This window comes from Flavicella sp., assembly GCF_029238425.1.
Lineage (GTDB): Bacteria > Bacteroidota > Bacteroidia > Flavobacteriales > Flavobacteriaceae > Flavicella.
In genome coordinates this window covers 1-11282 of record NZ_JAQWGB010000162.1, presented here as the reverse complement: position 1 = coordinate 11282, position 11282 = coordinate 1, and the positions used below count along the sequence as shown (strand labels likewise).

General features: G+C 33.1%; 10 protein-coding genes and 1 pseudogene. 7 read left to right on the top strand and 4 right to left on the bottom strand.

The features are described from left to right. The 5 genes and pseudogenes from P8H68_RS11205 to P8H68_RS11185 all read left to right on the top strand — a co-directional run. A pseudogene (locus P8H68_RS11205) lies at nucleotides 1–537 on the top strand (hydroxymethylglutaryl-CoA lyase); the annotation flags it as partial. Between the two features lie 142 nt (nucleotides 538–679). Next, nucleotides 680–1945, top strand: coding sequence for a DUF4856 domain-containing protein (locus P8H68_RS11200; protein WP_300325018.1), 1266 nt, complete (start codon nucleotides 680–682; stop codon nucleotides 1943–1945). Between the two features lie 101 nt (nucleotides 1946–2046). Further along, a complete protein-coding gene (locus tag P8H68_RS11195) occupies nucleotides 2047–3165 on the top strand; it encodes an imelysin family protein (RefSeq protein ID WP_300325015.1) in 1119 nt (372 codons plus the stop codon). Between the two features lie 67 nt (nucleotides 3166–3232). Then, on the top strand, nucleotides 3233–5731 hold the full coding sequence (locus P8H68_RS11190) for a TonB-dependent receptor (protein WP_300325012.1): 2499 nt from the start codon (nucleotides 3233–3235) through the stop codon (nucleotides 5729–5731). An 11-nt stretch (nucleotides 5732–5742) separates the two neighbouring features. Continuing rightward, a complete protein-coding gene (locus P8H68_RS11185) occupies nucleotides 5743–6192 on the top strand; it encodes a heme-binding domain-containing protein (protein WP_300325008.1) in 450 nt (149 codons plus the stop codon). 179 nt (nucleotides 6193–6371) lie between these two features. On the opposite strand, the gene P8H68_RS11180 is transcribed toward P8H68_RS11185, so the two are convergent. The 4 genes from P8H68_RS11180 to argE form a co-directional block, all read right to left on the bottom strand. Then, complete coding sequence (locus tag P8H68_RS11180; protein ID WP_300325005.1) at nucleotides 6372–7331, bottom strand: sterol desaturase family protein; 960 nt, start codon at nucleotides 7329–7331, stop codon at nucleotides 6372–6374. Nucleotides 7332–7413: 82 nt separating this feature from the next. After that, nucleotides 7414–7767: a hypothetical protein gene (locus P8H68_RS11175; RefSeq protein ID WP_300325003.1), complete on the bottom strand. Its 354-nt coding sequence runs from the start codon at nucleotides 7765–7767 to the stop codon at nucleotides 7414–7416. After that, entirely contained in the window at nucleotides 7760–8047 is a 288-nt protein-coding gene (locus P8H68_RS11170) for a hypothetical protein (RefSeq protein ID WP_300325000.1), read from the bottom strand. The genes P8H68_RS11175 and P8H68_RS11170 overlap by 8 nt, the downstream gene beginning before the upstream one ends. Before the next feature lie 27 nt (nucleotides 8048–8074). Next, on the bottom strand, nucleotides 8075–9244 hold the full coding sequence (argE, locus tag P8H68_RS11165; RefSeq protein WP_300324997.1) for an acetylornithine deacetylase: 1170 nt from the start codon (nucleotides 9242–9244) through the stop codon (nucleotides 8075–8077). A 64-nt stretch (nucleotides 9245–9308) separates the two neighbouring features. Between argE and P8H68_RS11160 the strand changes: the two genes are divergently transcribed. Next, nucleotides 9309–9542 (top strand): VF530 family protein, encoded by a 234-nt coding sequence (locus P8H68_RS11160; protein ID WP_300324994.1) that lies wholly within the window; start codon nucleotides 9309–9311, stop codon nucleotides 9540–9542. A gap of 139 nt (nucleotides 9543–9681) precedes the next feature. Next, complete coding sequence (guaB, locus tag P8H68_RS11155; RefSeq protein WP_300324991.1) at nucleotides 9682–11148, top strand: IMP dehydrogenase; 1467 nt, start codon at nucleotides 9682–9684, stop codon at nucleotides 11146–11148. The last annotated feature ends 134 nt before the right edge of the window (nucleotides 11149–11282 follow it).

Sequence of the window (11282 nt, the reverse complement as noted above, 5' to 3'; positions counted from 1 at the left end):
CAAATGCGTAATACGCATAAAACCATTGAAGAGTCCATTAAGGTTTTAGATCAAATTTTAAATATTGCAGCAAGCTCTAAAAAAGAAGTGGTGACTTATTTGTCTATGGGATTTGGAAACCCTTATGGAGATCCTTGGAATGTTGAAATTGTTGCTCATTGGACAGAGATTTTATCACAAATGGGAGTGAAAATTTTATCTCTTTCTGATACTATTGGAACTGCTTCTCCTGAAACGATAAATTATTTGTTTAAAAATTTAATACCAGCGTATCAAAACATTGAGTTTGGAGCACATTTACATACTACTTATGATTCTTGGTTTGAAAAAGTAGATAGTGCATTTAATGCTGGTTGCCATAGATTTGACGGAGCTATAAAAGGCTTTGGTGGTTGTCCTATGGCAAAAGATGAGTTGACAGGAAATATGCCTACAGAAAAGTTATTATCTTATTTTACTTCGCAAAAAGTTATTACTAATACAAAACCGATGAGTTTTGAAAGTGCTTATAACGCTTCGCTTAAGGTATTTAACTGAGTTAGTTTTTATATTTATTAGATCTTAATAAAATATTTTCAATCTTTATTTTAATTTATTCTAAATAAGTTTTGAGAAATAAGATTCTTGTGTATCTTTGCGGCAAGAAAAAAGCTATTTGTAATAAATCTAAATAAAAGTAATGTACAAGCAATTAATCAAAGCAAGTTTATTAAGTGTAACAATGGTAATGTTCACTGCATGTAAAGATGAGGATAATGGAATTGGTGAAGGACCTGGGACTTCAGGACCAGTAACTGATGTGAATGATATCGAATTTGGAGGAAGCGTTCCTGCTACCTATGTTTTTGAAAGAAACAGTGAAACTTCTATTAGTTTTAGCGGTCAAACAGCGCGTTTGGCAATGAACAAAGAAATATTGGGATATTTTTCAGTGACTTCAGGAAAAACGGCTTCAGAAGTGGAAGCAGCGTTTGATCACCAAGCAGGTGCTCTGGATTTTGTAGATGCTGGAAGCTTAGGATTGAATGATTCTAGTAAAAGTGTAAAAAGTAAAATTGCTGCTTCAGATGATTTATTTGGTAATGATGTTGTTGCAGGAGATGCTGTAAAAGCTGTGTTTTCAGGATATATTTCTAGCAATGCTTCTGAGGTTGTTGTTAATAAAGATAATGTTGCAGCAGCAGGTTCTGCCGGGTATGTAACTAATGGATCAAATACACGTTACGTAAGTGCTAAAGGGTTAGAATACAATCAAGCATTTGCAAAAGGTTCTATTGGTGCTTTGATCGCTGATCAAGTATTGAACAATTATTTAGGATCTCAAAGATTGTCTAATTCAGAATACATAGCTGCTCATGAGGCAGAAACTTTGGATGGTGGTAACTATACAAAATTAGAGCACTATTTTGATGAAGCTTATGGATATGTTTATGGAGATCCTTCTGTAGATTTTGAAAGTCCAGTTAGTTATGAGGGAGATGCTTTTTTATTCAAGTATATAACGAAAGTAAACTCTGATACTGATTTTGCAGGGATTCAAGATCAAATTTTCAAAGCTTTTAAAATCGGAAGAGCTGCCTTAGTAGCGAATGATTATGATGCTTTAAATGACGCAATTACTGTGTTACAATACCAGATTTCTAAAGTGATGGGTGTTAGAGCTGTTTACTATTTACAAGCTGGAAAAAGAGCTTTAGCTGCTCAAGATAATGCAACAGCCTTTCATGACTTGTCAGAAGGATATGGATTTGTGTATAGCTTGCAATTTACAAGAAACCCAGAAACAGGTGCTCCTTATTTGAGTGCTTCTGAAGTGACTGCGTTGATTGAGAAATTAGAAGCAGGAAACGGGTTTTGGGATTTGACTGATGGAACTGTATTAGATGAAGTATCTAATACTATCTCGGCAAAATTTGATTTTTCAACAGCAGAAGCTGCGGAATAATTCAGCACTAAAAATATATGAAATAAAAGTGGTTGTCTGTTATTTTAAGACAACCGCTTTTTATAAATTTGCAAACTCTTAATTGATAAAAAATTAATAAGATGAAAAATAGTATTTACCTTTTGGTTTTGGCATGTTTCTTTGCTTCCTGTAAGACAGATGCAAGTGTAGAAGATTGTACCAATGACTCTTTCAATAGAGGAGCCTTATTAACCAATTGGGCAGATAATATTATCATACCATCTTATGATTTATATGTGAGTGAATTGTCAGTTGTAGAATCAGCTTCTGAAGACTTTATTGGAAATCCTGATACGGTAAATTTGGAAGTATTACGTACGGCTTGGATGGAAGCCTATAACACTTGGCAAAACGTTTCTATTTATGAAATAGGTCAAGCTGAAATTTCAAGATTTAGAGATTATACGAACACGTACCCATTAGAGGTTTCTGTAGTAGAAGCCAACATATCTTCAGGAAATTATAATTTGGAATTATCTACAAACATAGAAGCACAAGGTTTGCCAGCACTGGATTATTTGGTAAATGGTTTGGGAGTAACCGATGCTGAAATTGTTGCAAAGTATGTTTCTGATGGAAATGCAACGAATTATAAAAAATATTTATTTGATGTTGTTGCAAGGTTAAAATCTATGGCCACATCTGTACAAGAAGATTGGAAAGGAAGTTATAGAGGGATTTTTATCTCAAATGATTGTTCTTCTTCAACAGCTTCTTTGGATAAGTTGACCAATGATATGATTTTTAATCTTGAAAAAGTTACAAGAGCCGGAAAAATCGGAATCCCAATTGACTTTTTTGGGCAACCTCCTGTAATTGCTCCAGAAAAAGTGGAAGCTTTATACAAACAAAATGTTTCTAAAGAATTACTGATTGCATCAATTGAATCGTCGCAAGACTTATTTAACGGGAAGCACCTAAATTCTGAAACGGAAGGAGAAAGTTTGAAATCTTATTTGAATGAGTTGCAAATTGAGGCTGGAGGTAAACTTTTAAGTATCGTGATCAACGATCGCTACGATGCGGCAATTGCCCAAGCGGAAACATTGGATGACGATTTTTATATGGGAATTCAATCAGATAGGGCTAAATATAAAATCACCAGGGATAGAATACATAGTATCATAGAGGTTTTAAAAACAAATATGATTTCTGCATTAGGAATTAAAGCAGATTATAATGACTCTGATGGAGATTAATTGTATGTCAAAATAAAAAAACAATAAGTTCATAGATAGTATCTCTGAACTTTTTTTGCGTATTAGAATGAACAAATTATTTAAATTTATAGTAACACGTAGTATACCTGTAAAAAACATTTTAGGTGTTTTTTATCTATGGCTTTACTTAGTAGGTAACGTTGTTTTTGCCCAAACAGAATTAAATGATATTGTTTTAAAAGTGAAGAGTACAGAGTCGGGTGAGGCTGTGTCTTCTGCTCAAATATTTTTGAGTTCAGGAGAAGAGCTTGGCACAACAGATAAAAATGGAGAAATTTTTATTAATGGACTTTCTGAGGGGAAAAAATATTTTGTCGTATTTTCTTTTGACTACAATATTTTAGAAATTGAATCAATAATATCAGAAAGTACTAAAGAAATCTCATTTCAATTAACTCCTTTAGCGGAAGTATTAACAGAAGTAGAGTTAGACAATCATAAAAAAGAAATTTTCAACTTAAAAAGACTAAGACCTGTTGAAGGAACTGCAATTTATGCCGGTAAAAAAACAGAAGTTATTTTAGTGGATCAAATTGCGGGGAACCTAGCGACAAATAATGCTAGACAGGTAATGGCACAAGTGGTAGGTTTAAACATCTTTGATGCTGGTGATGGAGGATTGCAATTGAGTGTTGGTGGAAGAGGGTTAGATCCTAACAGAACTGCAAACTTTAATACAAGACAAAACGGTTATGATATTAGTGCAGATGTTTTGGGATACCCAGAAAGTTATTATACACCTGCAAATGAAGGCTTGGAAGAGATTCAAGTAATCAGAGGAGCTGCATCTTTACAATATGGGACCCAATTCGGTGGTTTGATTAATTTTAAGCTAAAAAGACCTGTAAAACATAAAGAAATAGAATTAGTTTCTAGAAATACCGTAGGGTCTTTTGGTTTGTATACTAACTTCACTAGCTTGAGTGGAACCATAGGTAAATTTAGTTATTATACCTATTATAATTATAAAAGAGGAGATGGTTATAGAGCGAATTCTAATTTTGATTCTCATAATGTTTTTGCTCATTTGGGGTATCAGTTCAATAAGAAAACCAAAATTTCTTTTGAATCTACCTATTTAGAATATTTAGCCAAACAGTCGGGAGGGTTGTCTGATGTGCAATTTTTAGAAGACCCTAGACAAAGTAATAGGACAAGAAATTGGTTTGCCGTAAATTGGAATTTATTAGCGTTGAAGTTAGAGCATAAATTAACTTCAAAAACAGATTTCAGTTTGAATGTTTTTGGTTTAAATGCCAGTAGAAAAGCTGTTGGGTTTGTTGCCAATTATAATTTTTCTCAACCAAATCCCTTTTTGGATGTGGATGAGCAAGATAATGAGGGGAACTTTTTACATGAACGTGATTTACTAGTGGGGCAGTTTAGAAACTGGGGAGCAGAAGCTCGTTTACTTTCTCATTATGATATCAATGATAGAGAGTCAGTTTTTTTAATAGGAACAAAAATCTATAGTGCTAATAATACTTCTCAGCAAGGGCCTGGTAGTAAAGGGACGGATGCAGATTTTAGTTTTTATTCAGATCATTACCCTGACTACCCTAATCAATCAAATTTTACGTATCCAAATTTTAATACGGCATTTTTTGGAGAAAATATTTTTAATATCTCTAATAGTTTCTCTGTTACGCCAGGTTTTCGATTTGAATATATAAAAACAATTTCAGAAGGGGAATACCTTGATAATAATCAAGGAGTTTTTGTACCTGATAATAGAACTTTTAACAGAAATATTTTTTTATTAGGGGTCGGAGCTAGTTTTAAACCTGATAATTATTTTGAACTATATGGTAATGTCTCTCAAAATTATCGTTCTGTAACCTTTAGTGATATTCGTGTAACAAGCCCTTCTTTTTCGGTTGCAGAGGATATAAAGGACGAGAAAGGATATACTAGTGATGTGGGAGTAAGAGGAAGAATAGGAAAACTTGTTTCTTATGATGCAAGTGTTTTTGGTTTATTATATCAAGGTAAGATAGGAACTAATTTTGTGGATAGAAAAGGTTGGGTACGTGATAATATTGGTGATGCTTTTATCTATGGAATAGAATCATTGTTTGATTTTAATTTAAGAAATATATTTTGGGAAGATTATAATTACTTTAAAAGTAATGTATTTGTAAATTCGGCATTTACAAATTCATCATATATAAAATCTGAGTTTAATGGAGTTGAAGGAAAAAAAGTAGAATTTGTTCCTTTAGTTAATTTAAAAACAGGAGCCAATATTGGGTATAAGAACGTTATGGCAGGTATTCAATATACCTATTTATCGCAGCAATTTACCGATGTAACGAATGCACCCTATGATCCTAATAATGCAACTACAGTTGAAGGAGCGATACCTGCCTATGATATTTTAGATCTTTCTTTTTCGTATGTTTACAGAAAAATAAGACTAGAAACAGGTGTCACCAATGTGTTGAATAATTCCTATTTTACACGTAGAGCAACTGGGTATCCTGGACCTGGAATCATAACATCAGATCCAAGAGGATATTATTTTACCTTTGAATTCAAAATTTAACTTTTAAAGATATGAAACTGAACAAAAAAAATATTGTAAAAATTATAGTAGCAGTGATTGTAATTATTCAATTTTTTAGAATTGATAAAACAACAAGTCCAGTGGAGCCTGCTAAAGATTTTATAAGTGTTACAAATCCACCAGCAAAGGTAGCTGAAATCATAAAGACATCTTGTTACGATTGTCATTCGAATCAAACAAATTATCCTTGGTATACTAATATTGCTCCGGTATCGTGGTGGATAGGCCATCATATAGAAGAAGGTAAGGAGCATTTGAACTTCTCTAAATGGGCGGATTACTCAGCAAAAAAAGCAGATCATAAATTAGAAGAATTTTATGAAGAAGTAGAGGAGGGTGAAATGCCTTTGAGTTCTTACACAAATTTACACGGGGATGCTAAATTGTCTGATGAGGACAAAGAATTATTGATCTCATGGGTAAAGTCATTGAGAAAATAAGGTTTATCTAAATAATTATTCAAAATGTACCCTTAGCTTGTCTAAGGGTATATTTTTTTTTATCCAAACTTTGAGGTTTATATAGATAAGAGGACATGAAGTTGAAGCTTCAACAAGCTCAGCCTCCGTAATAGTTTTCTAATGCAATTCGTACTTTGAGCTTGTCGAAAGGTAAAGTTTTAAGACTTCTTTCTAAAGAAAAAATTGCCAATATTCTTAAAAGGCATAAATAAGTTTTGAAAGAAAGATACATAGTTTTTATTGTCTTCTTTCCCTAGCCCGAAAGTGATTTTTTCAACTTGCTTGGATCGAATTAATGTTCCAAACATCCAATCCCATAAGGCCAGTCTTGACCCCAAGTTTTTATCAAAATGTTTTGGATTGTCGCTATGATGAACTTGGTGCTGTACCGGGCTGATAAAAATGTATTCTAAAAAACTGAAGAACTTTAGTTTTACATGAGAATGTCTTAGGTTGGCTCCCCAAGTATAAAAAGCGAAGCTAAACACATTCACTCCCAAATACGTCCATTTACTTATTTGATGTTCTGAAAGGTAATCAAAGACTCCGGTGGTAAAGCCAAAAACTAAAATACCTTTTATGTTGTTTGCCAATAATTCAATAGGGTGCAATCTGTATTGGGTAAATGGACTCATACTGGTAGCAGAATGATGAATTTTATGAAACTCCCATAGAAAAGGAATTTTATGAAATAACAAATGAATCACATAGGTCATAAAATCATTTAAAATAGACAGACTTATGGTATACAAAATTAAAGTTTGAGCTGTAGTCAAACTAAAGGATGCATATCCAAATTGAGCCAACAAAAAATCATTGGTATTGAAGGCTAATTTTAAGCCAAACAATAAAAAGGGAGCTATTAAAATTAGTTTGAAAAAACTATTAAAAATGATCAAGTAATAATCTACAAATGCAGATTTACTCAACCACACTTTTTTATGCATGATATACGCAATAAAAGATTCTTTTCTTTTACTTTTAAAATAAACGTAATAAGCTAGAGCTAAAGAAGTAATTAAATAGAGGAAATACGTACGTTTACCGGGCGAGGTTACATAGTTAGTAACCAGCTGAAAACCATCTTGTAAGAATTCGATTATTTCGCTGTACTCCATGCTGCAAATTTACGAAGAAGTAGCTTTATAAATTTGATATGTGACGTATAATTTTCTTAATAAAATCTCAAAATTAAAAGTGTCATGAAAACAAAAAATCAACGTCATTGCTCGCATCCAAAGCATCAAATGGCTCTATTTCAATTTTTTCAAAAAAATGTGCAATTAAATTTCTTTTGATCAATTCTGTATAATATTCGTCTAACAAAGAAACCTTGCATTCATGATGTTCAACACCATTGGGTAAAAATGAAATTCTATCAATAGAAGTAAGTGTACAGACTGCGGTGTCTGTTGTTTTTAATTCTTTTATATTGAATAGCATTAGGTTTGTTTTGTTATATTCTTTGATAGTCATAATCTTTCCATCATCATGGTGATGGTCGTGAGTATGCTCGTGGTTATGATCTTCGTGATCGTGCTTGTGATTACTCAAAATATTTGTTTATTTCTTTTTCAGATAAGTTATAGTCTTTTACCTTAAAATGGATTAAAATTTCTTCAATAGCATCTGTTTTAAACTTTAAAATTGCCTTGTTTAGGTCTTTGCCAGCTAAAAACTGCTTGAAACAGGTGTTGTTGTCATTTTCCAAAACCTCATTGGCAATATTCATCGTAGCCCTATATAAAACAATAAGTCTAAATTTTTTTTGTTTACTTTTTTTATCATATCCAAATCCTAGGATATAGTCATTTCTAAATTCTGTAACTGTCATTTTCGTTTTTTAAAAAGGAAGTATTTCTTATTTTGAATTCAATTGAATTAATTTCTCTAACATAGAAATACAACTGTCCAATTCTGTTTTGTCAATATATTCATTTGCTCTATGCGCTTGGTCTATTGAGCCAGGTCCGCATATAATACTTTGGATACCGGCTTCTGAGAACTGACCTGCTTCTGCGGCATAAGCAACGGTTCCGATATTATGATTGTTATTAATTTCTTGTAAAACCTTCACTATTTCAGCATCATCGCTTGTATCAAGTGGCGGTACAGGTGGATGCTGTTCGATGGTTGTAATTTTAAAATCTGGAAACCTTGTTTGTAGTTCTTTTTCCCTCTCAGAGCAATAGGTCTTAAAATCCTCTATAATTTGAGTTAAAGAATCTTTCGGGATAACTCTTGCATCCCAAGAGAAGTGTGCTTTGTCTGCTATAACATTTGCTGCAATACCACTGTTCATTTTACCCACATGAATAGAACTATGAGGAGGTGTAAAACGAGGGTCAATACTACCTGCCGCAACCAAAGATTTCATTTTTTCTTCTAACCATAATATCAATCTTGCCGATTCATGTATAGCACTTACTTCTTTTAAAATTCCACTACTATGACCAGCGGAACCATTGACATAAGTATCGTACAAGCAAATTCCTTTGTGGCCAATAATGGGTTGCATCATTGAAGGCTCCCCGATAATCGCAAATTTCGGAGTCTCATTATAAAAATTTTGTAAATGTACAATCAATTCAGGAGCAGCTAAACACCCAATCTCTTCGTCATACGAAAAGGCAAAATAGATAGGTTTTTTTAACTTGGCTATCGTTAAACTGGGCAAAAGGCTCAAACAACAAGCTACAAAACCTTTCATGTCACAAGTTCCTCTTCCATATAATTTACCGTCATTGCTATCTGTTAGTTCAAAGGGAGGTGTTTTCCAATCTTGTCCTTCTACGGGAACCACATCCGTATGACCAGAAAGTATAGTACCTCCATCCACAGCAGGTCCTATTCTACAATGTAAAGAAGCTTTTGTTTTATCTTCATTAAATACCAACTGCGTGTCTATATCAAAGTCTGAAATATAATTTTCAATCCAATGAATGATACTCAGATTGCTTTCTCCTCCAAGGACAGGAAAAGCAATTAATTCTTTAAGAATTTCTGAAACAGTATTGTTTTTTTGTGGCATAGAAATTAATTTTTACAAATGTATTGAAGTATCTTTACACCATATTTATTTTGTACATTTTTTTATGGAAAAACAGCCGAATAATCCAATTCACGGAAAACGTTTAGATGCAATTTTAAAAGAGTTAGTTGACTATTATGGATGGGAACATTTGGGACATAAAGTAAAGATAGGCTGTTTTAGAAATAATCCATCGATCGGCTCTAGTTTAACGTTTTTACGACGTACCAATTGGGCAAAAAGTAAAGTGGAAGCGCTTTATATTGAAATGCATCGCAAAAACAATGCAGAGAGTTAAATGTTTTTATGGCTAAGAGCTTGTGCTGTATGAACTTAGTTTTAAGAAATCATTAGGAAATTTATTAGAGATTAAGATGGTGCGTTACTAGAATAAAAAACGTATATTTGCACGCAATTAAATGATAAATTTATTGCACATGGCTACATCTAGAATTATCAATGAAGGATTAACTTACGACGATGTACTTTTGGTACCGGCGTATTCTGAAGTGTTACCAAACACTGTTAACATAGCTTCAAAATTCACAAGAAATATTACTTTAAATACTCCAATTATCTCAGCTGCGATGGATACAGTGACTGAGTCTTCTATGGCTATTGCAATGGCGAGGGAAGGAGGTATCGGTGTTTTACATAAAAACATGTCGATTACTGAACAATCATTGGAAGTAAAAAAGGTAAAGCGTTCTGAGGCAGGAATGATCTTAGAGCCAGTTACAATTAAGGCTAATGAAACAGTTTTAGATGCTAACAACTTAATGTTTGAGCATAAAATTGGTGGAATTCCTGTAATTAATGATGTAAATGAATTGGTAGGTATCGTTACAAATCGTGATTTGCGTTTTGAAAAAAATGACAAAAGATTGATTTCGGAAGTAATGACAGCTGAGAATTTAATTACTGTAAAAGAAGGAACTTCTTTGAAGCAAGCTGAGGTTATTTTACAAGATAATAAAGTTGAAAAATTACCAGTTGTAAGTAAAGATAACAAATTGGTTGGTTTGATTACTTTTAGAGATATTATCAAAGTAAGAGAGAATCCAAGCGCAAATAAAGATGAATACGGAAGATTAAGAGTTGCAGCAGCAATAGGAGTTACTCCAGACTGTGTAGATAGAGTTGCAGCTTTAGTCGCAGAAGGTGTGGATGCAGTAGTTTTAGATTCTGCTCATGGACATTCTATCAATATTTTAAATAAATTAAAAGAAGTAAAAGCTAAATTTCCAAATTTAGATGTGGTTGCCGGGAATATAGTTACAGAGCAAGCAGCTTTAGATTTAGTTGCTGCTGGTGCTGATGCGGTAAAAGTAGGAATTGGACCGGGTTCAATTTGTACTACCAGAGTTGTTGCAGGTGTAGGGTATCCTCAATTATCTGCAGTAATGAATGTTTCTGATGCCTTAAAAGGAACTGGAGTTCCTGTTATTGCTGATGGTGGTATTCGTTATACAGGAGATATTCCTAAGGCGATTGCTGCTGGAGCTGATTCAATTATGTTAGGTTCTTTGTTGGCTGGTACAAAAGAGGCTCCAGGTGAAGTGATAATTTTTAACGGTAGAAGATTTAAGTCTTACCGTGGTATGGGGTCTGTTGAAGCTATGAAAAATGGTTCTAAAGATAGATACTTCCAAGGAAAAGAAGATGATAGTTTAAAGTTAGTACCAGAAGGAATAGAAGGAAGAGTCCCTTACAAAGGAGAGTTGTTTGCTACAATGCATCAATTTATTGGAGGATTAAGAGCTGGTATGGGGTATTGTGGTTCTGCTACAATTGAAGATCAAAAAAATAACTCTTCATTTGTTAAAATTACAGCTTCAGGTATTGCTGAAAGTCACCCACACGATGTTACAATAACAAAAGAAGCACCAAATTATTCTAGATAATAATTTACATAATTCAAAAAAAATTAAAAAAGCCTTTCAAGAAATTGAAAGGCTTTTTTTGTAATAATGAATTCTTAAAGTTTCTCTTTTAGGAATTCAGCAGTATACGATTTTTTATCTTTTATCATTTCCTC

What these genes read in the sequence shown, in the direction of transcription:
- P8H68_RS11200 (WP_300325018.1), top strand. Translation starts at nt 680, where the DNA reads ATGTACAAGCAATTAATCAAAGCAAGTTTATTAAGTGTAACAATGGTA.
- P8H68_RS11195 (WP_300325015.1), top strand. Translation starts at nt 2,047, where the DNA reads ATGAAAAATAGTATTTACCTTTTGGTTTTGGCATGTTTCTTTGCTTCC.
- P8H68_RS11190 (WP_300325012.1), top strand. Translation starts at nt 3,233, where the DNA reads ATGAACAAATTATTTAAATTTATAGTAACACGTAGTATACCTGTAAAA.
- P8H68_RS11185 (WP_300325008.1), top strand. Translation starts at nt 5,743, where the DNA reads ATGAAACTGAACAAAAAAAATATTGTAAAAATTATAGTAGCAGTGATT.
- P8H68_RS11180 (WP_300325005.1), bottom strand. Translation starts at nt 7,331, where the DNA reads ATGGAGTACAGCGAAATAATCGAATTCTTACAAGATGGTTTTCAGCTG.
- P8H68_RS11170 (WP_300325000.1), bottom strand. Translation starts at nt 8,047, where the DNA reads ATGACAGTTACAGAATTTAGAAATGACTATATCCTAGGATTTGGATAT.
- argE (WP_300324997.1), bottom strand. Translation starts at nt 9,244, where the DNA reads ATGCCACAAAAAAACAATACTGTTTCAGAAATTCTTAAAGAATTAATT.
- P8H68_RS11160 (WP_300324994.1), top strand. Translation starts at nt 9,309, where the DNA reads ATGGAAAAACAGCCGAATAATCCAATTCACGGAAAACGTTTAGATGCA.
- guaB (WP_300324991.1), top strand. Translation starts at nt 9,682, where the DNA reads ATGGCTACATCTAGAATTATCAATGAAGGATTAACTTACGACGATGTA.